General features: G+C 64.9%; 26 protein-coding genes. 10 read left to right on the top strand and 16 right to left on the bottom strand.

Going from position 1 to position 23,988, the window contains the following annotated elements; all coding sequences use genetic code 11:
* Window positions 1-13: 13 nt before the first annotated feature.
* Complete coding sequence (locus AL755_RS07615) at window positions 14-1,510, bottom strand: long-chain-fatty-acid--CoA ligase (protein ID WP_054010490.1); 1,497 nt, start codon at window positions 1,508-1,510, stop codon at window positions 14-16.
* A gap of 155 nt (window positions 1,511-1,665) precedes the next feature.
* Between AL755_RS07615 and AL755_RS07610 the strand changes: the two genes are divergently transcribed.
* A complete protein-coding gene (locus tag AL755_RS07610) occupies window positions 1,666-2,796 on the top strand; it encodes an Rv2578c family radical SAM protein (protein ID WP_054010489.1) in 1,131 nt (376 codons plus the stop codon).
* Window positions 2,797-2,813: 17 nt separating this feature from the next.
* On the opposite strand, the gene AL755_RS07605 is transcribed toward AL755_RS07610, so the two are convergent.
* Both AL755_RS07605 and AL755_RS07600 read right to left on the bottom strand, forming a co-directional pair.
* Window positions 2,814-3,017 (bottom strand): DUF5302 domain-containing protein, encoded by a 204-nt coding sequence (locus AL755_RS07605; RefSeq protein ID WP_054010488.1) that lies wholly within the window; start codon window positions 3,015-3,017, stop codon window positions 2,814-2,816.
* 55 nt (window positions 3,018-3,072) lie between these two features.
* Window positions 3,073-3,510: a (deoxy)nucleoside triphosphate pyrophosphohydrolase gene (locus AL755_RS07600; protein WP_054012931.1), complete on the bottom strand. Its 438-nt coding sequence runs from the start codon at window positions 3,508-3,510 to the stop codon at window positions 3,073-3,075.
* Window positions 3,511-3,662: 152 nt separating this feature from the next.
* On the opposite strand from AL755_RS07600, the gene AL755_RS07595 reads away from it, so the two are divergent.
* From AL755_RS07595 to AL755_RS07575, 5 genes are all read left to right on the top strand, one after another.
* The gene (locus AL755_RS07595; protein WP_054010487.1) at window positions 3,663-4,877 is read left to right on the top strand and encodes an MFS transporter; all 1,215 of its coding nucleotides are present in this window, start codon (window positions 3,663-3,665) and stop codon (window positions 4,875-4,877) included.
* A gap of 208 nt (window positions 4,878-5,085) precedes the next feature.
* Window positions 5,086-6,504, top strand: coding sequence for an MFS transporter (locus tag AL755_RS07590; protein ID WP_054010486.1), 1,419 nt, complete (start codon window positions 5,086-5,088; stop codon window positions 6,502-6,504).
* A gap of 71 nt (window positions 6,505-6,575) precedes the next feature.
* Window positions 6,576-7,574 carry a nucleoside hydrolase gene (locus tag AL755_RS07585; RefSeq protein ID WP_054010485.1) on the top strand — a complete coding sequence of 333 codons (999 nt, stop codon included), beginning with the start codon at window positions 6,576-6,578 and terminating at the stop codon, window positions 7,572-7,574.
* Window positions 7,575-7,649: 75 nt separating this feature from the next.
* Window positions 7,650-8,465 carry a GntR family transcriptional regulator gene (locus tag AL755_RS07580; protein ID WP_054010484.1) on the top strand — a complete coding sequence of 272 codons (816 nt, stop codon included), beginning with the start codon at window positions 7,650-7,652 and terminating at the stop codon, window positions 8,463-8,465.
* Between the two features lie 25 nt (window positions 8,466-8,490).
* Window positions 8,491-9,360, top strand: a complete 870-nt coding sequence (locus tag AL755_RS07575) for a ribokinase (RefSeq protein ID WP_054010483.1) — start codon at window positions 8,491-8,493, stop codon at window positions 9,358-9,360.
* A 10-nt stretch (window positions 9,361-9,370) separates the two neighbouring features.
* Here the strand turns inward: AL755_RS07575 and AL755_RS07570 are convergent, their stop codons facing one another.
* Both AL755_RS07570 and AL755_RS07565 read right to left on the bottom strand, forming a co-directional pair.
* Window positions 9,371-10,117 carry a helix-turn-helix transcriptional regulator gene (locus tag AL755_RS07570; RefSeq protein ID WP_054010482.1) on the bottom strand — a complete coding sequence of 249 codons (747 nt, stop codon included), beginning with the start codon at window positions 10,115-10,117 and terminating at the stop codon, window positions 9,371-9,373.
* A 40-nt stretch (window positions 10,118-10,157) separates the two neighbouring features.
* Window positions 10,158-11,387: a metal-dependent hydrolase family protein gene (locus tag AL755_RS07565; RefSeq protein ID WP_054010481.1), complete on the bottom strand. Its 1,230-nt coding sequence runs from the start codon at window positions 11,385-11,387 to the stop codon at window positions 10,158-10,160.
* Window positions 11,388-11,711: 324 nt separating this feature from the next.
* Between AL755_RS07565 and AL755_RS07560 the strand changes: the two genes are divergently transcribed.
* The 3 genes from AL755_RS07560 (at window position 11,712) to AL755_RS07550 (ending at window position 14,625) form a co-directional block, all read left to right on the top strand.
* Complete coding sequence (locus AL755_RS07560) at window positions 11,712-13,019, top strand: MFS transporter (protein WP_054010480.1); 1,308 nt, start codon at window positions 11,712-11,714, stop codon at window positions 13,017-13,019.
* Between the two features lie 65 nt (window positions 13,020-13,084).
* On the top strand, window positions 13,085-14,257 hold the full coding sequence (locus AL755_RS07555) for a MalY/PatB family protein (RefSeq protein ID WP_054010479.1): 1,173 nt from the start codon (window positions 13,085-13,087) through the stop codon (window positions 14,255-14,257).
* Window positions 14,258-14,271: 14 nt separating this feature from the next.
* Window positions 14,272-14,625: a carboxymuconolactone decarboxylase family protein gene (locus tag AL755_RS07550; RefSeq protein WP_054010478.1), complete on the top strand. Its 354-nt coding sequence runs from the start codon at window positions 14,272-14,274 to the stop codon at window positions 14,623-14,625.
* A gap of 131 nt (window positions 14,626-14,756) precedes the next feature.
* On the opposite strand, the gene AL755_RS07545 is transcribed toward AL755_RS07550, so the two are convergent.
* From AL755_RS07545 to infC, 5 genes are all read right to left on the bottom strand, one after another.
* Complete coding sequence (locus AL755_RS07545; protein ID WP_054010477.1) at window positions 14,757-15,689, bottom strand: cation diffusion facilitator family transporter; 933 nt, start codon at window positions 15,687-15,689, stop codon at window positions 14,757-14,759.
* A gap of 96 nt (window positions 15,690-15,785) precedes the next feature.
* Window positions 15,786-16,697 (bottom strand): TrmH family RNA methyltransferase, encoded by a 912-nt coding sequence (locus AL755_RS07540; protein WP_054010476.1) that lies wholly within the window; start codon window positions 16,695-16,697, stop codon window positions 15,786-15,788.
* A 62-nt stretch (window positions 16,698-16,759) separates the two neighbouring features.
* The gene (gene rplT / locus AL755_RS07535) at window positions 16,760-17,143 is read right to left on the bottom strand and encodes a 50S ribosomal protein L20 (protein ID WP_054010475.1); all 384 of its coding nucleotides are present in this window, start codon (window positions 17,141-17,143) and stop codon (window positions 16,760-16,762) included.
* A gap of 108 nt (window positions 17,144-17,251) precedes the next feature.
* Window positions 17,252-17,446, bottom strand: a complete 195-nt coding sequence (gene rpmI, locus AL755_RS07530; protein ID WP_054010474.1) for a 50S ribosomal protein L35 — start codon at window positions 17,444-17,446, stop codon at window positions 17,252-17,254.
* Between the two features lie 108 nt (window positions 17,447-17,554).
* Window positions 17,555-18,628, bottom strand: coding sequence for a translation initiation factor IF-3 (gene infC / locus AL755_RS07525; RefSeq protein WP_054010473.1), 1,074 nt, complete (start codon window positions 18,626-18,628; stop codon window positions 17,555-17,557).
* Between the two features lie 328 nt (window positions 18,629-18,956).
* Between infC and AL755_RS07520 the strand changes: the two genes are divergently transcribed.
* Window positions 18,957-19,364: a DUF1844 domain-containing protein gene (locus tag AL755_RS07520; protein WP_054010472.1), complete on the top strand. Its 408-nt coding sequence runs from the start codon at window positions 18,957-18,959 to the stop codon at window positions 19,362-19,364.
* Window positions 19,365-19,466: 102 nt separating this feature from the next.
* On the opposite strand, the gene AL755_RS07515 is transcribed toward AL755_RS07520, so the two are convergent.
* From AL755_RS07515 to hisB, 6 genes are read right to left on the bottom strand one after another with little or no spacing between them, the layout of a single operon-like run.
* A complete protein-coding gene (locus AL755_RS07515; protein WP_054010471.1) occupies window positions 19,467-20,783 on the bottom strand; it encodes an MFS transporter in 1,317 nt (438 codons plus the stop codon).
* A gap of 59 nt (window positions 20,784-20,842) precedes the next feature.
* Complete coding sequence (locus AL755_RS07510) at window positions 20,843-21,733, bottom strand: SseB family protein (protein ID WP_054010470.1); 891 nt, start codon at window positions 21,731-21,733, stop codon at window positions 20,843-20,845.
* 5 nt (window positions 21,734-21,738) lie between these two features.
* On the bottom strand, window positions 21,739-22,479 hold the full coding sequence (gene priA / locus AL755_RS07505; protein WP_054010469.1) for a bifunctional 1-(5-phosphoribosyl)-5-((5-phosphoribosylamino)methylideneamino)imidazole-4-carboxamide isomerase/phosphoribosylanthranilate isomerase PriA: 741 nt from the start codon (window positions 22,477-22,479) through the stop codon (window positions 21,739-21,741).
* A gap of 46 nt (window positions 22,480-22,525) precedes the next feature.
* Window positions 22,526-22,681 carry a hypothetical protein gene (locus tag AL755_RS23595; protein WP_192841657.1) on the bottom strand — a complete coding sequence of 52 codons (156 nt, stop codon included), beginning with the start codon at window positions 22,679-22,681 and terminating at the stop codon, window positions 22,526-22,528.
* Window positions 22,682-23,362, bottom strand: a complete 681-nt coding sequence (hisH, locus tag AL755_RS07500) for an imidazole glycerol phosphate synthase subunit HisH (protein ID WP_054010468.1) — start codon at window positions 23,360-23,362, stop codon at window positions 22,682-22,684. It abuts the gene before it with no gap.
* Entirely contained in the window at window positions 23,359-23,985 is a 627-nt protein-coding gene (gene hisB / locus AL755_RS07495) for an imidazoleglycerol-phosphate dehydratase HisB (RefSeq protein WP_054010467.1), read from the bottom strand. The genes hisH and hisB overlap by 4 nt, the downstream gene beginning before the upstream one ends.
* Window positions 23,986-23,988: the final 3 nt, after the last annotated feature.

Genomic DNA, 23,988 nt, shown 5'->3' with positions numbered 1-23,988 from the left:
GACGGCAGCCCGGCTAGATGGTGATCTCGCGCTTGAGGATCTTGCCGGTGGGTCCCTTGGGCAGCGAATCCATGATGACCACGCGGCGCGGGAACTTGTAAGCTGCCACGCGTTCCTTGACGAACTCCACGATGCTGGCGGCGAGCGCCTCGGGATCGTCGGCGCCGTCGGCGCCGGGCTTGAGCGAAACCGCCGCGTACACCTCCTCGCCGTGGACGTCGTCGGGCCGGCCCACCACGGCGGCCTCGGCCACGGCCGGGTGCTCGTACAGGACCTCCTCCACCTCGCGCGGATAGACGTTGTAGCCGCCGCGCAGGATCATGTCCTTCTTGCGGTCCACGATGAAGAAGACGTCGTCCTCGTCCTTGCGGCCCAGGTCGCCCGTGCGAAACCAGCCGTCGGGGATCGCGGCGGCAGTGGCCTCAGGATTCTTCCAGTAGCCCTTCATGACGAAGGGGCCCGCCACGGCGATCTCCCCCACGGCGCCGGGTTCGACGTCGTTGCCTGCGTCATCGACCACCCGCAGTTGCGCCCCGGCCACCGCGGTGCCGACGGAGCCGGGCTTGCGGATTGCGTCCAACTGGTTGAAGGTGATCACCGGCGATGTCTCCGACAGTCCATAGCCTTCGAGCATGGTGGCGCCAAAGGTGTTCTCAAATTCGTGCAGGACCTCCAGGGGCAGCGGCGAGCCGCCGGATGCGGCAAGCCGCAGGCTGGACACGTCATAGTTTTCGCGCCCCGGAGCCCGCAGCAGGGCAATGTACATGGTGGGCACGCCCTCAAAGATCGTCACCTTGTCCCGTTGGATGATCTCCAACGCCTTGACGGGATCGAACTTGGGCAGGATGGTCACGGTTGCCCCCGCCATGACGGCCGAGTTCAACGCACAGGTTTGCCCGAACACATGGAAGAACGGCAGTCCGCCAAAGATCACGTCCCCGTGCTGGCTGTCGAACAGGCTGACGGAGACTTCGGCGTTGCTGCGCAGGTTTTCGTGCGTCAGCTCCGCACCCTTGGGCTTGCCCGTGGTGCCGGAGGTGTAAAGGATGACGGCGGTGTCGTCCTTCGCCGCCGCGGCCACCTCGGCTTGCGGTTCAAGCGGGGCCAGCAGCGCCATGAAGCCGGCGTTGATGGGGATGATGGTGGTGCCGGTGTCCGCGGCGCCCGCCTCGACCTCAGCCATGACCCCCTCCCAGGCAAAGGCCAGCTCGGCACCGGAATCCCGCAGGTGGTACTCCACCTCGCGGGCCTTCAGGAGCGGGTTCAGCGGAACCACCACGGCCCCGAAGCGCAGGATGCCATAGTAGATGGCCGGCATCTGGGGCAGGTTGGGCGAGATCAGGGCCACCCGGTCCCCGGGTTTGGTGCCGCGGGCGGCCAGCAGCGCGGCCACCTTGGCGCTGAGTACGTCGAGGGCGCCAAATGAAATTTCAAGGTCATCCATCTTGATGGCGATTGCACCCGGGTTGCGCGCCGCCGATGCGGTGACGATCGTGGCCAAATTGGTCATTGCCAGCTCCTTTGCTTCGCAGATGGGACCCTGACGCCCATGGCACCAGCCTAACGTGCCAGAACGTGATCTGGGGCACATTTTTACCGGCGGGTAACCCACCCGGGCAATGCCCGCCCTTTGCTTATAAATAGAATATATGTTCGAATTGACGCATGCGGTGGACCACCCAACAACTTGACCAGCCCCTCTTCCCCGAGCAGGGCGCCGCCGGCCCCGCCGCCACGGTGCCGTTGCTGCCCCTGGCCGGACTCGTCAAAAGCGTGCAAACCCCGGATTTTGCCGGCATCACCTTCCACGAAGTCCTTTCAAAGAGCGCCCTGAACAAGGTTCCGGCCACCTCCACCATGCCGTTTGAGTGGACGGTGAATCCCTACCGGGGCTGCTCCCACGCTTGCGTGTACTGTTTTGCCCGCAAGAGCCACACCTACCTGGATTTTGATTCCGGCGTCGACTTTGATTCGCAGGTGGTCGTGAAGATCAACGTGGCGAACGTGCTACGCAAGGAGTTGTTCAAGCCGTCCTGGCATCGTCCGCATGTGGCATTGGGCACCAACACCGATCCGTACCAACGCGCCGAGGGCCGGTACAAGCTCATGCCCGGCATCATTTCCGCCCTGGCCGATTCCGGCACCCCGTTTTCAATCCTGACCAAGGGAACGCTGCTGGCCCGGGACATCCCGCTGTTGCGCGAAGCGGGACGCCAGGTCAGTGTTGGCATGGGCATTTCCTTGGCCCTGCTGGACGAGGATCTGGCCGCGGCCATTGAACCGGGCACCCCGGCGCCCAGGGCCCGGCTTGCGCTGATCGGAAAACTGCGCGACGCCGGGCTGCCGTGCGGCGTGATGGCCATGCCCATCCTGCCGTGGCTCACCGATTCCGAAGAGGCCCTGGACGCCTTGTTTGGCGCACTGGCCGGTGCCGGTGCCACGGGGGTCAGCGCCGGCGCACTGTACCTGCGCCCGGGCACCCGCGAATGGTTCATGCAGTGGCTGGCACGGGAGTATCCGGCGTTGGTGGAGCGCTATCAGGGGCTCTATGGCCAGGGCGCCTACGCGTCCAAGGAGTACCGCCAATGGCTGGCCGCCCGCGTGAATGCGGCCAAGCGCCGCCACGGTTTTGCCGGCACGGACGGGTTCATCCACGACGCCCGCAAGGAGGAGGCGAACTATCCCGCGGGCAGCCTGCCGCTTGGGGAGTCCGGACACCGGCCCGCCGCACGCGAAAGGGCAGGGGCCGCCTTGCATGCCCCTGCCCTTGCCGAATCGACCCCCACCCTTTTCTAGGCGGGGGGATACATCAGTTATCCGCTCTTGCGGCGGAATTCACGCTTGTGCGATGCTGCCCCGTGTTGCGCATTGATCTTGGCCCCATTGGCAGCTTCCACGGTTCCGTGGTGCTGGTTCTTCTTGTTTTCCAGTGCCTGGCGAAACTTTTCCTTGGTTTCATCACTTGCACCGCCGGCTGCCGCCGGGGTTCCTTCGTTGTGGTTCTCGGACGATGTCACTGCACAACCTCCTAGGCTCTTTGGTAACCCCAGTGTGGCACAGGGCAAGGCAAATTCAACACCCTGCCCCGGGCGAGTCCAGTGCGGCCAGCGCCTTGACGATCGGCAGGTCCGCCGGAATCCACGGCAAGGAGAACAACTCGGCCCCGGCCAGGTCCACCCAGCGCAACTCGTCGTGGTCCTCCAACGGTTCCGGGCTGCCCTGTGTCACCTGGGCCAGCCACACGCGCATGGCGGCCGTCCCGTTCAGGGGCCAGCCCTGCGGCGTCGGACCCGGAACTTCCGCACCCAGGCGAACCTGCACCCCCAGTTCCTCCGCCAGCTCGCGGCGCAGGGCCTCAGGGCAGCCCTCACCGGGCTCAACCTTGCCGCCGGGAAATTCCCACATGCCGGCAAATTCGGGCGGCGCGGTCCGCCGGGCCGCCAGCAGCCGGGTGGGGCTGGCCAGGGAATCCACGAGGGCGCCGCCAACTATCTGCTTAACGTTAGTCACGTGCCAAGTGTAGGGCGGCATAGACTTGATGGGGACAGCGCCGTCATGTCCACCCTTTTCCACGGCCTGAATTTGCGCCGCCGACCCGCCAGCAACCTCGGCCTTGCCGAAGCTGCAGCGCTGGCCGGAATAGACCAGTGAGAGCATCCGCCATGACCACGTCCCAAACACTGCCCGCCGTCAAGCGCTTATCCCCCAACACCGCCGCCTGGGCCATTTTCGCGCTGGCCGTGGGCGGCTTCGGCATCGGCACCACGGAATTTGCCATGATGGGGCTGTTGCCCAACGTTGCCGCCGGACTGGGCGTATCCATTCCGGACGCCGGGCACGTCATCTCCGCCTACGCGCTCGGGGTGGTGATCGGCGCCCCCTTGCTGGTGGCCATCAGCGCCAAGTGGCCGCGCAAGGCATTGGCCCTGGCCCTGATGGGCCTGTTCACGCTGGGAAACCTCTCCTCCTTTTTTGCCCAGGACTACAGCACTCTGCTGGTGACCCGGTTTGTCGCCGGCCTGCCGCATGGCGCCTACTTTGGCGTGGCGGCCGTCCTTGCCGCGTCGATGGTGGCCCCCACCAAGCGCGGGCGGGCCATTGCCATGGTCATGATGGGACTGTCGGTGGCCAACGTGCTGGGCGTGCCGCTGGCGACCCTGGTGGGGCAGCAATTTGGCTGGCGCCTGATGTTCATCATGGTGGCGATCATCGGCATGGTGACCATGGCCGCGATCGCCAAGTTCATCCCCGCACAAAAGGCGCACCCCGACGCCAGCCTGCGCCGTGAGCTCAGCGCCCTGCGCCGCGGCCAGGTCTGGCTGACCCTGCTGGTGGGCGTGGTGGGCTTTGGCGGATTCTTCGCCGTCTACACGTACGTGGCCAACACCATGACCGACGTTGCCGGCTTCGCGGCGGACTTCCTGCCGGTGATCGTGGGCCTCTACGGCCTGGGCATGGTGGCCGGCGGCTTCGTGGGCGGCAAGCTGGCCGACTGGTCAGTCATGGGCAGCATCTACGCCGTCATGTCGTTCATCGCGGTCACGCTGGTCATCTACGCCTTGGGCGTCCACATCCAGTGGCTCGCGCTGGTCATGATCTTCATCATCGGCGCCTCCGGCTCAATGCTGGTCCCATCGCTGCAAACCAGACTGCTCGACGTCTCCCCCGGTGCACCCACCCTGGCGTCTTCGCTGAACCACTCGGCCCTGAACATGGCCAACGCCCTTGGCGCCTTCGTGGGCGGGCTGGTCATCACCTGGGGATGGGGCTTCACGGCACCGGCCCTGGTGGGCGCCGTGCTGGCAGTACTGGGCCTGCTCATCGCCCTGGGCAGCGGCCTGCTGGACAAGCGGAAGGCCGCCGCCGGCATCCAGTAACCGGGCGCCGCCGGCATTCGGCAACGGGGCGCTGCCTGCCCAGGCAGCCCCCTGTCGGACAGTACTCACCCGGACTCCTTCTTCTGCAGGCTCGCAACGCTACGTGTTGGCAATCACACGGACTAGGTATAACATCTTACTTCTAGGTACAACATCAGTCGTTGTTGATATTCCGTAGCCGCCAAGTTTCACAGACAAAGGAGTCCACGTGTCCCATTCCCCAGCGCAGGTGCAAGCCCCAAGACCAGCGGAGGAAACTCCTCTTCTCTCGGGCAAGCGCGCCGCCTCACTGGTTGCCGTCCTGGTGGTGGCCGTGCTGTCCTACCAGCTCAACGCCACCATGATCTCACCGGCCCTGCCGGATATTGCCAAGTCGCTGGGGGTATCCTCGGCCGCCGCATCCCAGGTTTCCTCACTGTTCTTCCTGGCCGGCGCCATCCTCGGCATCGCACTGGGCCGGTGGAGCGACTTCATTGGGCGCCGCCGCGTGCTGCTCATCGTCCTCACGGTCCTGGCGGTGGGAACGCTGTTGTGCATGTTCGCCCCCAATCTGGGCTTCCTCCTGGTCGGGCGGGTCCTGCAGGGCTCATCCAGCGCCGCTTTCCAACTTGCCTACATTGTGTTGAGCGAAACGCTCCCGGCCAAGCTTTTCGGCACCACCTTAGGCATCATCACGGCCGTCAACGGCGGTGTTGGCGGCGTCGACGGGTACATCGGCGGGCTGCTGACCGAGCACTTCGGATTCCGTTCCATCTTTGTGGTGGTCTTCGCCGTGGGCTTGATCGGTTTGGCCGGAGTCGCCCTGGTGGTCCCCAAGGGGAAACCGGCGTCGACCACGGGAAAGATGGACTGGGCAGGTGCCGCGACCCTGTCGATCGCGTTGATCTGCCTCACCTATTTTGTCTCACAAGGCTCCGAATCCGGCTGGCTTGCCCCGGTCACGCTCCTCTTCGCGCTGGGCGCCGTCGTCGCCTTCCTGGTCTTCGTCTGGGTGGAGAAGCACAACGCCACCCCGCTGATCGCTCTCCACCACCTGCGTTCACGCCAGGTGTGGCCCGTCCTGGCCACCACGGTGTTGACCCTGACCGGCGTCTTCGCAGTCATCAACTTCACGGTGGTCCTGCTCAGCCAGGGTGACAAGCCAGGATTTGGCATGAGTGCCTCCACCTCGGCGCTGCTCTTCCTCATGCCGGCCGCCTTGATCGGTGTTGGCGCCGCACCGCTCGCCGGATGGCTTGCCGGCAAGCACGGCTGGCTGCGGATCCTGCGCACCGGGCTGGTCCTGAGCATTCTCGCCCTGGCCGCCGTCGTCGTCTTCGCCTTCAACATCTGGGCCGTCGCCGCACTCATCGCATTCCTGGGCTTCGCCTACAACGGCCTGGTCCTGACCACGGTCAACGGGCTCGGCGTACTCCTCTCGCCCCGGGATGCCCCTGCGGCGCTGCCCGGACTCAACGGGGCATCCTTCGGCATCGGCGCCAGCCTGGGAATCGGCATCGTCGCCCCATTTGTCAGCCTCGGCACCTCCGAAGGGTATGTGACCGCGTTGTGGATCTCCGGCGCCATCACCTTGCTGGCACTGATCACCAGCATGTTCATCGCTCCCCGCGAGGGCCAGAGCATCTAGCCGCAGTCACTTGCATCATCGGGGTGCGGCTGCCTCCTGGCCGCACCCCGCATCTCGAAAAAAGGAATCACATGTCACCCCATGCCACCCAACCGCTCTACTTCGACTGCGACACCGGAGTCGACGATTCCCTGGCCTTGGGCCACCTCCTGGCATCGACCGCCATCGAGCTGGTGGGCGTGGGAACCGTCAGCGGAAACGTCGCTGCGGCACAGGGCGCCCGAAACACCCTTGACCTGCTCGCACTGGCCGGGGCCGACAACGTCCCGGTCGCCATTGGCGCGAACGATCCCCTGGCCAGGGCCTACCACGGCGGGGTTCCGCACATCCACGGAGCCAACGGGGTCGGTAACATTGACCTGCCACGCTCCCCCAAAAATCCCGTGGCTTCCAGCGCCTCGGAACTGCTCATCTCGCTCTCCCTGGAATACCCCGGCGAGCTGTCCATCCTGGCGGTCGGCCCCCTGACCAACCTTGCGCTTGCGCTGCGCTTGGACCCAAGCCTGCCCTCGCGAATCCGGGACGTGACCATCATGGGCGGCGCCGCCCTGGTTCCCGGCAACGTCAGCGCCGTGGCCGAGGCGAACATCGGCAACGATCCCGAAGCCGCCGCGGAGGTGCTCGCCGCCGGCTGGAACATCACCCTGGTCCCGCTGGACGTGACGCATGAGAACATCCTGGAGGAGTCGCAGCGGCAGGCACTGGAGGATGCGCCCCACCCCCTGGTGCACAACCTGGGCCGGATCCTTGATTTCTACTTCGACTTCCAGGACGGCTTCTACGGGCGCCGCGCCTCCTCGCTCCACGATCCGCTGGCCGCCGCCATCGCCACCGGAAGCATCACCCCCACCCTGGCACCGCGGGTGAACATCACCGTCGACACCACCGGCGGGCCCGGCCGCGGCCAGACCATCTGCGATCTGCGCGGGCAACGGCTGGGCCCCGTGGACCAGCCCGGCGCCAATACCCGCGTGGTCCTGGCCACCGACACCCCGCTGGGACCGGTGCTCGTGCAGCAGCTCCTGGCATTTCCCTCAGCTGCCGTCGCCACCGGGCAGCGTCAGCACTAATTTGGCCACCGCCAAGCACTAGGCTGAAAAGGCGCCCACCCGGCGCCTCAGCCGTTCGTCCCAGGAAGGACAATCATGTCCAGCGCAGCAGGGGATTTCTTGTCCCAACCCATCGTGGCACCGGCCGGCCAGCCGCTCCGGGTCGCCGTGTACTCACGTTTGGCGGACGGAATCCGCTCAACGATCCTGCCCCTAGGCTCGCTCCTGCCCAAGGAAGTGGACCTCGGCGTCCAGATGGGCGTGAGCCGCACGGTGGTCAGGGAAGCCCTGATGCTCCTGGAGGAGGACGGCCTGATCGTCACCAAGAGGGGCGTGGGGCGTTCGGTCACGGACGCGCTGCCGAACGTGGGACTGGAAGGTTTGCGCCCCTTCGAGGACATCTTGTCCACGGCGGGCAAGGCGGTGCGCGTCGGCACCAACATCTTCGACCTGCAACCCACCACCGACTTCATCTCCAAAGGGATCGAGGTGGACAGCACGGCCAACACCTGGTTCCGCGAATCCATCGCCTACCGCGGCGATGAACCCGTGGCGATCATCCAGGAACACATCCCCGCGGGCAAGTACCTCAGCGACATCAACCCGGACATCGCCCGGCTGGTTGACGAGCTCAGGGACGGATTCAAAAACCACGGCAACAACCGCGACGGGACCCTGTTGTCGCTGATCTACGCAAAATTCGGCCCCATCCTGGGCTCGGGGGAATGCGAGATCGCCCCCGGCATCGCCGGACCGAGCAACCGCGCACGCCTGCTCGGCCTGCGCTCCGCTGACCCCGTCCTCATCCTGACCCAACGCGCAAAATACGCCGGCACCCCGCTGTACCTGGCCAAATGCGTCATCTCCCCCAGCGCCGGACACCTCACCGTCGTCCAGTCATCACCGTCCTAGCGGCGGCCAACAAAGGAAAACACACATGCCCACCACCGCACTGCCCGCCCTCGTTGTCCTTGGCAGCATCAACCACGACATCATCGCCACCACGGCGCGGCTTCCCGAGCCCGGCGAGACAATCGGCGACGGCACACTCAGTGACTACCCGGGCGGCAAGGGGGCCAACCAGGCGGCCGCTGCGGCGCGGTTGGGTGCCCGGGTGGGGTTGGTGGGCGCCGTGGGCGACGACGACGCCGGCCGCCGCATTTGCCGGGACCTCCGCCTGGCGGGCGTGTCCACCGACTTGGTGAGCGTGGCCGCGGCCCCCACCGGAACCGCACTCATCGTGGTCGACGCCCACGGTGAAAACCAGATCGCCGTCTGCCCTGGCGCCAATGCGCACATCGACGTCGAATCCGCAGCCGCCGAACTTGCCGCCGCCGACGTCGTCCTGGCCCAGCTCGAGATCCCGCTGGCCGCAGTGCTCACGGCCGCCCGGACGGCCAAGGGATACTTCGCCGTGAATGCGGCCCCGGCACAGCCGCTCCCGGCGGAGCTGATCGAGCGCTGCGATCTGATCATTGTCAACGAGACCGAGTATGCCGAAATGCCCGAGCTGGCCGAGGCGAAACTGGTGGCCGTGACCTACGGTGGCGACGGCGCGGCCCTGCGCGAACACGGCAGGGAGACCCATCGCGTCCCTGCTGTGAAGGCCACCGTGGTCAACAGCGTGGGCGCCGGGGACTCCTTCTGCGCCGCGCTGGTCCTTGGCTTGGCCGCAAACATCCCGCCCCTGACGGCGTTGCGCGTCGCCGCCGCGGTTGGCGCCGACGCGGTGTCCCATGCAGCCTCCCAGCCGCCGCTTCTGCCGTGGTCCGCGTACGAGACCGCAACGCAGGAAAGCGTCAGCTAAGAGGGACATCCTAGCCCGACTTTTCGGCTCCCTCGTTGACTTCATTGAGGTAGTTGTAAATGGTGAAGCGGGAGACCTGCAATGCCGCCGCAATCGTCTCGATCGCGTCCTTGATCAGGAAGTAGCCCTTGGCTTCAAGGTCCTCCACGACCTGGACCTTGTGCTCTTTGCGCATCAATTCGACCGGCACGCCGACGTCGGCGACGGCCCGGTGAATCAGGAACCCTGCCAGCTCCTCGACATTGTGCGGGAAGTACTCGGTGGACCGGGGATCCTCCGACTCGGCGTTGGCTGCTTCGGTTACGAGCACCGACGCCGGCGTTGTGCCGAGCATGAACCCGTCGATGAAGGATCGGGCCGTCATCCACGCCGACACGTCCGAATTCAGGCACAGTGCTGCCGCGGGCAGGCCCCGGGAGTCCCTGAAGACGATCGTTGAACAGCGCAGCTGGCGCCCGTCCGGCAGATGGGATGCGTAGCCGATGTCGTTGTCCAGCGTGCCGTCGGCCAGCCGCTCCAGGAGGAAGTCCGTGGGCGGGTGGCCCACCTGGCGGCCCGTGACGTTGCCGGCAATGGCCCTGACCGTGTTGGGAACCCTGCGAAGATCGTGCAGCACCACCTCGGTGGGTTGCGTCATTGCGGACTGCAACGGAGCCACCAACAGTTCCAGGATCGAGTTGATTGTTTCGGCGTCATGCCCACTCAAGGCACCGGGCAGTGCGGCGAGATTCTTCAGGTCTTTAGACGAGGATTTCATCGTCTCTCCTAAGGTTCGAGCTCGTGGATGGTGTAAATCGTCAGGACATGGCTGCGGCGAGGTCCCGGGCCCAAGCCTGTTGTGGAACAAATTCCGGAACATAGGCGACTCCCCTGGCCAGAACCGTTCGGAGTTCTCTAAGGCTACCCAAATCTGCCAGCGGATCACCGTTCACCACCAGGAGATCGACGTCTTTTCCCGCTTCAAGGGTGCCCGTGACGTCGCCGAGCCCCAACGATTCGGCGGCCAGTGCGGTTGCGGAGTTGATGACCTCGGCGTTGGACATTCCATAGGCGGCCAGCCCCTCGAGCCCTACGACGTATTCAACGTGTGGCACGTTGTCGATGCCGGAGTCGGTCCCGGCAACCACCCGCAGGCCGTGGTCGAGCATATTGCGGATCATGGATTCCGGGACCCCGCCGTCTGGATTGGCGATCAGTCCCGCCCAAGCCAGGGTCAGGGTCTTGCACACATAGATACCCTTTTCCGCAGCCGCCGCGAAGAGGTCTTGTTCCTCGCGCAATAGACCGTCGGAGCCGGAGAAGCTGAAGTGCTCCAGGCTGTCGACGCCGGCGATGATGGAGCGCCGGATTCCTTCCACGCCGTGGGCATGGGAGGCGACCTTCATGCCGTATTTGTGTGCCTCGATGACGATGGCATTGAGCTCTTCCTGGCTGAACTGCGGTTCGGAGGGGCGCGTGCCTGCCGTCATGTTCCCGCCGGTCGACATGACCTTAATGGAATCGGCTCCGTTCTTGCGGGCTTTGCGCACTTCCCTCCGCACGTCCTCAACGCCGTCGCATTCGGCGCCGAAGAACCAGCAGTGTCCTCCCGTCACCGTCAAGGGTGCGTTGACGGTCACCATGCGCGGGCCGCGGGCCAACCCGTCATTGATCGCCTCCTTGACCACGATGTCCAGCAGGGCGGGCGCCCCCAAGTCGCGGGCTGTGGTGACCCCTGCACTGAGTAGTTCCCGGGCACTGCGGAACATGATTGCCAGTTGCCGCGCAGTGCTGCTTGAGCGAACCACGTCCACCGGGTTCGGGCCACCGTCAAAGACCAGGTGGACGTGCGTATCGATCAGGCCGGGGAGGATGGTGGCGTCCGGGCCGAAGTCCTTCCGCGTAGCAAGCGTTGCGGCCTCATGACTCTCAAAGTCCGCCGCCGGCCCCACCCAGAGGATCGTGTTGCCTTCGAAAAGGACACCCGAGTCCCTCAACGTTGTTCCGTCCCCGATGACGACCTGGCCGGCCGTGTAGAAGTCGCTCACTGAATTGCCTTTCGAGTACGAGCCCGAGAAGTCGGGCAATGACGTGAGCTGGCTCACATCCAAGCTTTGTTGAAATGACAGTACTCGCGGAACAATCTCAAGGTCAACAGATCATTGAAGGTTGACAAATCATGTAGAGCGATCAAAATTCGCAAAAACCCCGCAATTACCTGAAAAAATCAGCAATCTTGGCCGCGACTATCGATCACATGCTCGCCAAACTATGACGTGCGCCACAAAATGTTTACAAAAAACGTTGACACCCTCACATTCCGCTGCCAGCATTTAGAAATCGTGTTAGCAACATCTACAAGGAGTTGAAATATGGAAGCGAATGGTTCACTTCTGGCACCTGAGCAGTCCGCTCTTGCCCCAGCCGCCACCAAGGGCACCCTTCCCGTCCGCCAGCTCGTTGCGGCCGGCTTTGGAAACCTCATCGAATGGTTTGATTGGAACGCCTACGCGTTCCTCTCGGTCTTCTTTGCCGTGCAGTTCTTTCCCAAGGAGGCCTCCCCCACGGTGGCCCTGTTGGGGACGTTCGGCATCCTCGCGATCGGTTTCCTCGTCAGGCCCTTGGCCAGTTTGTTCCTTGGCAAGATTTCCGACGTCGTCGGCCGGCGCTTCACGATGTTGCTCACGGTTTACGGCATGGGCGCCTCAAGCCTTCTGATAGCACTCTCGCCAACCTATGTGCAGGTGGGGGTCCTGGCGCCCATCCTGTTGCTGCTGGCACGGGTAATCCAAGGCATCTGCATCGGTGGAGAATACGGAGCGATGGCGGCGTTCGCCATGGAAGTGGCCCCCGAGGGCAAACGCGGCAAGATGGCGGGCCTTATCTACGCGGGCGCAGTGGTCGGCCAATTGGTGGTGGTACTGCTGGTCCTTGGCGCCACCTGGCTCCTGCCGGACGCTGACATGCGTGCCTGGGGCTGGCGGATCATCTTCGGCATCGGCGCCCTGCTCTCGATCGCCGGCATCTGGATCCGACGCGGCATGGTGGAAACCGCCAAGTCCAATGACGGCACGAAAACCTCACTCTTCGCCGCATTCAAGCTCTTCCCGCGACAGGCCGTTCAGGTCATTGGCCTGACCATCGGCTTCACCGTCATGGTGTACGTCTGGAGCAGCTACCTGCCCACCTACGCCTACACCTACGGCGGCATCAACCCCAAGTACAGCCTCATCGCCACGGCACTGAGCCTGGTGGCCTCGCTGCTCGGTGCTCTAATCGCCGGGCCGTTGTCCGACAAGTACGGACGCAAAAAGACCATGCTGTTTGCCGGCGTCGTGCTGGCCGTCGGAACCATTCCCTCCATGGCCCTGCTGACCCAGTCCCTACTGGCCCTTATCATCATCCAGTGCGCGGCAATGATGGTGATCGCGATGCTGCAGGCGAGCTCCATGCCCCTGTACTCCGAGATGTTTCCCCGCAAGGTCCGCGCCTCGGGGATCGGCTTCCCGTACTCACTGACGGTGGCCCTGGCCGGCGGTACGGCACCCTTGATCGGCACGCAGATGGCATCGGCAAACATCGGCCACCTTTTCCCCTGGTACGTGGCCGGGCTCATGGTCATCTCGGTGATCTTCTACGCCACCATGAAGGAAACGGCTTTCAAGCCGCTTCCGGAGTAGGACAGCCTGCCGGAAAGGGACAAATCCAGAGACCAGTTTGAGCTCAACAAGAAGAGGCAAATGCAGTGACTAACAACAACTTTGACAGCCTGGACGTGGCGACCCTGCGTGCACGCAACACCCTGAAATGGAACTGGTATGGCGAAGACGTGTTGGCCATGTGGGTGGCCGAGATGGACTTCCCCACGGCGCCCGCCGTCATGGAAGGCGTTCGCGACTCGGTGACCGCCGAATCATTTGGTTATCCCATCTTTGACCACCCGGCACTTGGTGTTGCAACGGCTGCCTGGAGTGCCGAACACTACGGCTGGACCGTCAATCCGATGGCCGTGCATGCCATTGCCGACGTCCTCAAGGGCATTGAACTCGGCATTGACGAGTTCACCGCACCGGGCAGCCCCGTCGTCCTGCCCACCCCCGCCTACCCGCCCTTCTTCGACGTCATCAAGCTCTCCGGACGCAAAGTCGTTGAGTCGCCCCTGGTCCTCCGGGACGGCAAGTATGTCCTGGACCTCCAGTCCATCGACACGGCGTTCGCCAAGGGAGCCGGCTCCCTGATCCTGTGCAACCCCTACAACCCGGTGGGCCGCGCCTTTGACCGGGAGGAACTGCTCGCCTTGTCGGAGGTCGTGTCCAAGCACGGCGGACGGGTCATCTCCGATGAAATCCACGCGCCCCTGGTGTTCGGCCGCTCCCACATCCCGTATGCGTCCCTGACGGAGGAAACGGCAGGCCACACGCTCACGATCACGGCCGCATCCAAGGCGTGGAACCTTGCCGGGCTCAAGTGCGCCCAGGTCATCACGAGCAACAACGCCGACGAGGCCACCTGGCGCTCACTGAACCTGCTGCAAACCCTGGGAGCCTCGACCGTCGGCATTGCCGCATCCATTGCTGCCTATGAGCACGGCGGGCAGTGGCTCGAGGACGTCATGGAGTATCTGGAAGGGAACAGGGAACTGCTGCGCAGCGAGCTGGAGCGCCAGATCCCGGGCGCTCGGCTGATCTTCCCGGAGGCCACCTACATGGCATGGATCGATTTCAGTGCCCTGGAGCTGCCCGCCGAGCCTTACGAATTCTTCCTTGAACACGCGAAGGTGGCGCTCAAGCCCGGTCTGGAGTTCGGACTCGAGGGCAAGGGCCACGCCCGCATCAATTTCGCCACGACCAGAAAAATCTTGACCGAATCCGTTTCGGCCATGTCCTCGGCACTGGTGCCGGCAACCACAACCCGCTAGAAAGGTCTCCACCCATGGGCTACCAAGATCCCTCAGACAAGTCATACCTGCGCAATATCCGACAGGGCGCACCCGATGCCTTTGCCGCATTTGCGGCCTTCGACGAAGCGGCGCTGCGCTCCCCCAACAAGGTCATTCCGCGCAAGTACACGGAACTTATGGCCATCGCCGTCGCGCTGACCACCCAGTGTTCGTACTGCATTGACGCGCACGTGGCCTCCGCAAAATCCGAAGGTGCCACCGAGGCCGAGCTGGCCGAGGTGGTCATGACGGCCGCAGCGTTGCGCGCCGGGGCCGGCCTGGCTCACGGTTTCCTTGCCATGAAGCTGTACGACGACGATGCAAAGGTCCCGGTCCACAGCCACTAGGAACCGTCACGGCGCGCCGGTGGCCTTAGCCGCCGTCGTGCTTTAAACATCAGGCCCGCACCAGTGGTTGGAGAATCCGGGATATTCCGGTTCTCCAGCCACCAGTGCGGGCCGGTTGTGCGTTGGGGAGGTCAGGCTTGGGGCGCCTTCGCGGCCGAGTAGATGTCCGGCTCCAGATAGATGACCTTGGCAATCGGCACCGCACTGCGCACCCGCTTCTCGGCGGCGTCGATGGCCGCGGCAATTTGTGCGCCGGTCTCGGCCTCCTCGACGGCGATCTTGGCCGCGACCAGCAACTCCTCCGGCCCCAGGTGCAAGGTCTTCAGGTGGATGATCCGGCTGACGCCGGGGCCCACCAGGGCGGCCTCGATGGCGCGGACATCCTCCAGGGTGGCCGCTTCACCCAGAAGCAGCGACTTCGTCTCCAGCGCGAGCACAATGGCCACACAGACCAACAGGATACCGATGAGTCCGGTACCCAAGGCATCCCAGAGCCCGTTGCCGGTAATGATGGTCATGGACACGCCGAACAGCGCAAAGATCAGGCCGAGCAGCGCCGCGGAATCCTCCAGCAGGATCACGGGAAGTTCGGGGGCCTTGGCGGTCTTCACGAACTGGCCCCAGCTCTTGGAGCCGCGGGTCACGTTGGATTCCTTGATGGCCACGAAGAATGAGCGCCCCTCCATGATGATGGCGCCGACCAGGACCACCAGCGGCACCCATGCCCATTCCGGTTCCAAGCCGTGCGGGTGCTGCCACTTGGAGTATGCCTCGTAGAGGGCAAAGACGCCGCCCACGCTGAACAGGATGATCGAGACCAGGAACGCATACACATAGCGTTCGCGCCCGTAGCCAAAGGGGTGCTCGGGGCTGGCCTGGCGCTTGGAACGCTTGCCACCCACCAGCAGCAACAGCTGGTTGCCCGAGTCCGCCAGCGAGTGAATGGACTCGGCAAGCATCGACGACGACATCGTCAACAGGTAGGCCAGGAACTTCATGACCGCAATGGACAGGTTTGCTACCAGCGCGGCGATGATCGCCCTGCTGCCGCCTTCGTGAGACACGGTGGTTTCCCCTCAAGAATTGCGCGCCCGAAGGCCCGCGACATGGACAACTTGTCCTTCGAGAAGATAGTACCGTTCCGCGACGCCGGGACCGCCCTAGTTCGCGCGGCGCTGCGCCCTGGCGCTGGCATACAGGCACACCGTGGCGGCCGTGCCGAGGTTCAGGGATTCCGCCGAGCCATAGACGGGGACGGCCACTCGGTAGTCGGCCAATGCCTTTTCCTCGTGGTCGAGCCCGGCCGCCTCGTTGCCGAACAGCCACACGGTGGGCTCCTCCAGGGCGTACTGGGAATCGGGGATCTCCTGCTCGAAGGCGCGCGCGGCGCTTTCGTCCTGGAGCAGGTCAAGGTTGAGCTGGCCGTAGCCGTCCGCGGCCAGGACACCCAGCCCCGCTGCTTTGGCGGCAGCGACGACGTCGGCCGGCTCCACCCCGCGCACCACGGGCAGGTGGAACAGCGAACCCGCCGTGGAACGGACAGCCTTGGGGTTGTAGATGTCCACGCTGGAATTGGAGAAGATCACGGCGTCCGCACCGGCGGCGTCGGCGGCACGCAGCACTGTGCCGGCATTGCCGGGGTCCCGGACCTGGCACAGCATCGCAATGAGCTTGGGCTTGGCGGCGAGGACCTCCTCCAGGGGGACGTCCACGAAGTTGCACACGGCCACGATGCCTTGCGGCGTCACGGTGTCCGTCATGGCCGAGAGCACCATGTCGCTGGCCACCCGAATCTGGAGCCGGGAGGCGCGGTGCGAGGCCAGTTCAAGCATCTCCGGGTACCGCTTGAGGCATTCGACGGTGGCGTAGACGGACTCCACCACGGCGGTTCCGCCGGCGTCCATGCACTCCTTGTGGGCGGTCAGCGCCTCCCGGACCGCCTGGGGGCCCTCAACGAAGAACTGCCGGCGCTTTAAACGGCCCGAGCGCCCGGCCAGCTTCGCAACATCCCTCACTCGATCGGCTCGAGGATTGGTCATTGCATCTGCTGGCGGGCGCCCGGGTTCATTCATGCTTAGGACTTTAGCAGTCCGCCACCATGAACAAGGAACCAGTGGTTCCTCTCAAACTGGTGCTACTTGGCTACCGGTGCGGAGGTGTCCGCGGGCAGTGCAGCCTTGGCGATCTTCACCAGTGCGGCGAAGGCACCGGCGTCGTTGACGGCCAGGTCGGCCAGCATGCGACGGTCAACCTCGATCTCAGCGGCCTTCAGGCCCTGGATCAGACGGTTGTAGGTCAGGCCGTTGGCGCGGGATGCAGCGTTGATGCGCTGGATCCAGAGGCGACGGAAGTCACCCTTGCGCTTGCGGCGGTCACCGTAGCTGTACACAAACGAGTGCAGCAGCTGCTCTTTGGCCTTGCGGTACAGGCGCGAACGCTGTCCGCGGTAACCCTTTGCGCGCTCAAGAACAACCCGACGCTTCTTGTGGGCGTTTACCGCCCGCTTCACACGTGCCACGTGCGTACTCCTTCAAGTTTAAAGATCCCAAGCCAATCATGCCTGAGAAGGCTTTGATGAAATGGTCTTAGTCCCGGAACGGGAACGAAAACCGATTGACTTGCGAAATTAGATGCCGAGCATCTTTTTGATGTTGCGGACATCTGCCTTGGCAACCGTGAGGTCACCCTTCAGGCGGCGCTTCAAGCTGGAAGGCTTGTGCTCCAGGTAGTGGCGGCGGTTGGCCTGCTGGCGACGCAGCTTACCGGAACCGGTCAGCTTGAATCGCTTCTTTGCACCACTGTGTGTCTTCATTTTAGGCATGAGGACCTGTCTCCTTACGTATCCACCGGCGCTGCCTGTGGTTCTCTTGCAGCGACTGGTTGGGTCACTGTGGGGGTGTATATTCACCGCTGAAGAAGGAAGAATTCCTTATTCAGCTGAGTCTGTGGAATCGGCTGCGGGCGCGCTCTTTGCAGAGGCTGCCTTCACGGCCGGCTTCGGTGCTGCCTTGGCTGCAGGCTTGGGCGCGGGCTTTGCAACCGGCTTGGCCATGGGCTTGGGCATCGGGATCGGCTTGGCGGCAACCGGCTTGGGAGCAGCAACCGGCTTCGCGGCCACCACGGGCTTGGCTGCAGCGACCGGAGCCGCCTTGACGACGGGCTTTGCCGCGGCCGGAGCCTTGGCGGCGGCTGCCTTGGCCGGAGCCTTGACAGCTGCTTCCTTCACTACGGGCGCTGCAACCGGGGCCGGCGTGGCCTCCACGGCGGCCGGGGCTTCTACTGCCTCAACCGCTGCGGCCGGGGCCTCAACGACCTCGACGGCGGGAGCGGCCGGGGCTTCAACAACCTCGGCCGGAGCGGCGTCGTCGCTGGTCAGCTGCAGGCCGGCCGGAAGCAGGTCCGCCAGGGACTGCGTCATGGGGGCCTTGTTGTCGCGGTCCACGTCGACGCGGGCGGTGCCATTGGCAACGGCCTCGTTGTGGGCCTTGGCGTCGGCGCGCTGCTGCTGGCGGCGGGCCTCCGCCTTGGCTTCGGCCTTGTTCTTCAACGGGCCGATCACCATGACCATGTTGCGACCGTCGATGCGCGGGCTGGACTCGATCAGGCCAACCTCCGCGACATCCTCGGCGAACTTCTGGAGCAGGCGGATGCCCATCTCGGGACGCTGCTGCTCACGGCCGCGGAACTGGATCATGGCCTTGACCTTGTCACCGGCACCGAGGAAGCGCAGGGCGTGGCCGCGCTTGGTCTCGTAGTCATGCTTGTCAATCTTCAGGCGGAAGCGGATTTCCTTCAGAACAGTGTTCGTCTGGTTCTTCCGGGCTTCACGCGCCTTGACGGCGGCCTCGTACTTGTACTTACCGAAGTCCATCAGTTTGCACACCGGCGGCTTGGCCGTCGGCGCTACCTCAACCAGATCCAAGTCCGACTCAGCGGCAAGACGAAGGGCATCCTCAATGCGGACGATCCCAACTTGTTCGCCTGCTGGCCCAACCAACCGCACCTCGGGGACGCGGATACGATCATTGATGCGTGGCTCGCTAATGTGTAACTCCTGTTGACATGAGAAATGTGAACACCATCAGCAAATGAAGAAGGCCTCCCATTGCTGATGCAATCGGAGGCCTCAAAGGATTGGCGCCATCATGTCCCGTCAACGGGACCGCGGCCAGCCTTCACATGAAAGGCTCCAACCTGGACCAGACAACGCCATTGCTGGGTCGAAAGGTGGGAGAGGACTCCACTTGCAAACTGAACGCGTGCCTTCTTCACGGGGTTTTGGCCCCGGATGAAATAACAGCATCCAGTCGGTCTGTGACAAGCTTAGCAGTATGAGTACCTCAGATAATAATCCGGACACCCGCCACAGTTTTAGCAACGCCCCCGAGGAGGCACTCGGAGACGCCGAGGCCGCGTCCGTAGTTCGCGACATTGCCGAAGTTCCCGCCATCGAGGTCATCACCACGGCCGCCGTCCACCTCATGAGCGCCGCCGCCGTCAAGTGCGGCCTGGCCGCCGGCCCCGACGCCGAAGAGCTCAAGGACCTGGATGAGGCCCGCAAGCTGATCACCGCACTGGCAGGATTCGTCACCGCGGCCGCCCCCGAGATCGGCAGCCAGCACGCCGGACCGTTGCGCGACGGACTCCGCTCCCTGCAGCTCGCCTTCCGCGAAGCCTCCACCATCCCGGACGCCCCGGGCAAGGGCCCGGGCGAGAAGTACACCGGCGCCGTCAACTGATCCCCGCTTGCCGGCTCCTCCCTAAAATCGGGAATTGAGCTTAGAAAACGTTGAGGGGCAGACCACCCATTGGGTGATCTGCCCCTCTTTGCATTTTCGGGACTAAACCGGGTCCGGATCGCCAAGCAGGTCATCGAAGTCCGCGGCCACACCGGACGCCTTCCTCCTGCGGATGGCCCGCTGGGCCAGCAACCCGGCAATGGCCAGCACGCCGGCGATGACGCCAATGATCACGAAGCCCGCCCAGGGGCCGATCCGGTCAATCATGGCGCCGGCAAACGGTGCACCCATGGCGCTACCGATCGTCATGGAGGAGCCGTACCAGCCCATGGCCTCGCCGCGCCGGCGTTCCTCCACAAGGTCGGCGATGTGTTCGGCGCTCGAGGTCAGCACCGGCGCACAGAGCAGGCCCGGCAGGATGGAGAGCAAACCCAGGGTCCAGGCGTTGGTGGCAAATCCCATGGGGATGGTCAGCACGGCCATCGCACCCAGGAGCCACAGCGGGTTGATGGAGCGCTTGAGCGAACCGTAGATCAGCCCGCCCAGCAGCGAGGCGCCGCACCAGAAGAAGAACACGATGCCCAGTTCGCCCACCTGGTCGTTGAAGCGAAGCACCGCCACCATGCCAACATCGGTGCCCGAAAGCACCAGCCCGGCACCCAGGGAAGCGCCAAGGACGGCAAGCACGGCCAGGTTCACCCAGGAGAGGTTGTTGCGGGTACGTCCCCAGAAGCGGCCCAGCCGTCCGGCCGACGCGTGGGTGGCCCCGGAGCTGATCTTCAGCGTCGAAGTCTCGGCGGTTAGGCTCTCCGCCGTGAGGACGTAGGCGCCCTTTTGCCCGGTCCGGGTGGGCGGGTTGGTCAACATCAGCAGCAGGCCCGCCAACGCGGAGGATACGCCGATGATGATCAGGCCCACATAGGTGTGGATGGTGGTGGCGAGCATGACGCCGGCCGCCGGGCCGATCATGAACGTGATCTCGGCGCCCATTGAATCCAGGGCGTAGGCGGTGCGGCGTTGTTCCGCGGGAACCATGACGCCAAGCGCCTGGCGCACCACCGAGAAGATCGGCACGGCGAACAGGCCGCCGATGACGGCTGCAACGACCAGCAGCTGGTAGTTCAGGAACGGGGCCACCGACCACACGGTCACCTCGGCAATAACCGAGGGGATCAGGGCACGGCGCAAGCCGTGGATGTCGACCTGCCGCCCACGCCAGGGCGCGCCGACGGCCATGCCGATGGTGATGGCCGCGGCGACGCCGCCGGCTGCCGTATAAGACAGCTTCAGGGTCTGCACCACGTGCAATGTCAGCAGCACTCCTGCCGCGGCGTGCGGAATCCGGGCAATCATGGCGATGATGAGGAGCCGGCGCACGGGTGCGAGCGAGAGCAGTTGCCGATAGCTGGCAAAGTTCACGAAAGGACTTCCTTCTTGTGATCCATCACAAAAAGGCGGCTCGGCGACTTTGGGATGGGTTAGGGCGAGGGGCTTGGGTGACGCAGACGTATCTGAACGGAATCAACGGACTCGGCGAAGTGTTCATTCCCGGCCCAGTAGTTTTGCAAGGCGTGAAGCACACCTTCCACCGTGGCTTGGTCAAGCCCGGGTCGCAAGGTGATGGTGACGGTCAATTCGGGTCCGGCACCGCCGCCGGGCACTAACCGTCCAGACGGTTCAGTTTTTTGGTCCCACAGGGATTCTATGCCCTGACCGGCGGTTGCGGAAATACCCAAAATCGCCGGGTTGGCCGTTTCCGCCACGGAATCCTCCAACACGCGGGCCACCGCAGGGTCGAGGTAGCTGGGCAACCACTCCCGTTGCTGCGCCAGCGCCCACATGGCGGGCCGGCGCACCACGAACGGCCGCTGCGAGCCGGGGTCCAGGACCAGCATCTGGGCCTCCTCGGCAACCGCCGACAGGGCCGCCCGGGCCGCATACACAGCCACCGGCCTGGCCTCCGGGTGCCAACTGCCCAATGCCTCCGAGCTGGTAAAGACAGGCAGGGCGCGCCGGCCGTCCGGGGCCTGGACCGTCACCAGCGCCATGTCCGACTCCTTGTCGGACACCAGGCCGTTCTCCCCCACGGTCTGTTCGGCCAGCTGGGCCACGATGGGAATGAACACCCGGGCCTGCGCCAGCGACGCGACGACTTCTGCCTCCGAGCCGCTGCCGTCAAGCAGCCGCCCAAGCGCCGCGGCATAGCGGGCGTCGGTGGCGCCGTCGTCGGTGTCGAAGTTGTGGTATTTCTCCTCGGCGGGCAGGCTGCGCCCCTCCCACGGCTGCCCGGCCGAGTCCGTGGGTCCGCCGGCGCCGGCCAGGGCCGCGGCGATGTGTCCGGGCAACTGCTTCCTGGGCATCTCAGTCATGGTCTTTAGCGGCGTCCAGCCACGTCGAGGGCCTCGGGCAGGGTGAACTTGCCGGCGTAGAGGGCCTTGCCGACAATGGCGCCTTCGACGCCGTCTCCCACCAGCTCGCGCAGCACGCGCAGGTCCTCGAGGCTGGAAATTCCGCCGGAGGCCACCACGGGCTTGGCCGTGCGGGAGCACATTTCACGCAGCAGTTCCACGTTCGGTCCGCGCAGGGTGCCGTCCTTGGTGACGTCGGTGACCACGTAGCGGGCGCAGCCGGCGTCCTCCAGGCGGGCCAGCACCTCCCAGAGGTCCCCGCCTTCCTTGGTCCAGCCGCGGCCGGCAAGCGTGGTGCCACGCACGTCGAGGCCGACGGCGATCCTCTCGCCGAAGCGGTCGATGACCTTCGCGGTCCATTCCGGGTTCTCGAGGGCGGCCGTGCCGAGGTTCACCCGGGCTGCACCGAGTTCCAGGGCTGCTTCGAGCGAGGCGTCGTCGCGGATGCCGCCAGAGAGCTCCACCTTGACGTCCAGCGTGGAAACAAGCTCGCGCAGGAGCGCCTTGTTGTCACCCCGATCAAAGGCTGCGTCGAGGTCCACCAGGTGAACCCATTCGGCGCCGTCGTTCTGCCATTTCATGGCGGCGTCAAGCGGGGTGCCGTAGCTTGTTTCGGAACCGGCCTCGCCTTGGACGAGACGCACGGCCTGGCCGTTGACGATGTCAACGGCGGGCAGCAGTTCCAGAATGGGGGCGGTGGTGGTCATCGGGTCCTCAACATCTTTGATTGGTACATGGGGGCTGGGTGGCGATTTAGCCGGACAGCGTGAACAAGTAGGCCGCCAGTAGGGACACGACGGCCAGGAACGCGAAACTGATCGGGATCCAGCGGGGCGCTTTTTGCTGGTAGAACGTGTAGCAGCCGCCGATCAACAGACCGGCCAGGGCCATCAGGAGCAGTGACCACATTTAGGCGGCACCCTTGCGCAGCGAGTTGACCCAGTTGCGCAGCAGCCGGGCACCGGCGTCGCCGGACTTTTCCGGGTGGAACTGGGTGGCGCACAGCGGCCCGTTTTCGACGGCGGCGATGAACGGGGCGCCGTGCTCGGACCAGGTCACCATGGGCGGCTTCATCTTGGGCTGGATCACGTCGAAGTCCCAGCTTTGGACGCCATAGGAGTGCACGAAGTAGAAGCGCTCGTCGGAAACACCTTCGAACAGGACGGAATCGGCCGGGGCCTTGACCGTGTTCCAGCCCATGTGCGGGACGACCTCGGCGGGCAGCAGCTCCACCGTGCCGGGCCACTCCCCCATGCCGTTGGCGCGGACGCCGTGTTCCACGCCGGCGTCGAACAAGACCTGCAGTCCAACGCAGATGCCGAGCACGGGCCGGCCACCTGCCACGCGGCGGCCGATCATCCGGATGGCGTCAACACTCTTCAGCTCCGCCATGACGGAACCGAACGCGCCGACACCGGGAACCACCAGGCCGTCGGCGCCCAGGACGTCGTCGGGCTTGGCACTGAGCGTGACGGTTGCTCCGGCGCGCTCCAGGGCGCGGACGGCAGAGCGGATGTTGCCCGAGCCGTAGTCAAGGACGGTGACCGTGGGCTGGGCTTCCCCGGCAGGTGCCGGAATTTCCGCACTCACAGCAGGCCCTTGGTGGAGGGGATGCCGGTGACGCGCGGGTCCGGTTCCACGGCGGAGCGCAGCGCCCGGGCGAAGGCCTTGAACTGGGCCTCGACGATGTGGTGGGGGTCGCGGCCGGCAATCACGGTCATGTGCAGGCAGATCTGGGCGTGCAAGGTGATGGCTTCAAAAACGTGCCGGGTCAGCGAACCGGTGAAGTGGCCGCCGATGAGGTGGTATTCCTGCCCGGCGGGCTCGCCGCCGTGCACCAGGTAGGGGCGTCCGGAGACGTCGACCACGGCATTGGCAAGCGCCTCGTCGAGGGGCACGGTGGCCTCGCCGAAGCGGCGGATGCCCGCCTTGTTCCCGAGCGCCACCTTGAGCACCTCGCCGAGGGAGATGGCCACGTCCTCCACCGTGTGGTGGGCGTCGATGTGGGTGTCGCCGGTGGCCTTGATCGTCATGTCGATCAGGGAGTGCTTGGACAGCGCCGTGAGCATGTGGTCGTAGAACGGGACGGAGGTGTCGATGTTGGACACTCCGGTGCCGTCGAGGTTGATTTCGACGAGCACGCTGGATTCGCTGGTGGCGCGTTCGAGGCGCGCGGTCCGTCCCGGGCCTGCGGCCTGGCTGTTCTCGGTCATCTC

Origin of the sequence: Arthrobacter sp. ERGS1:01 (assembly GCF_001281315.1) — a bacterium.
GTDB lineage: Bacteria > Actinomycetota > Actinomycetes > Actinomycetales > Micrococcaceae > Specibacter.
Note: the sequence above shows the minus strand (reverse complement) of the source record. Positions and strands in the feature narration are given on the sequence as shown.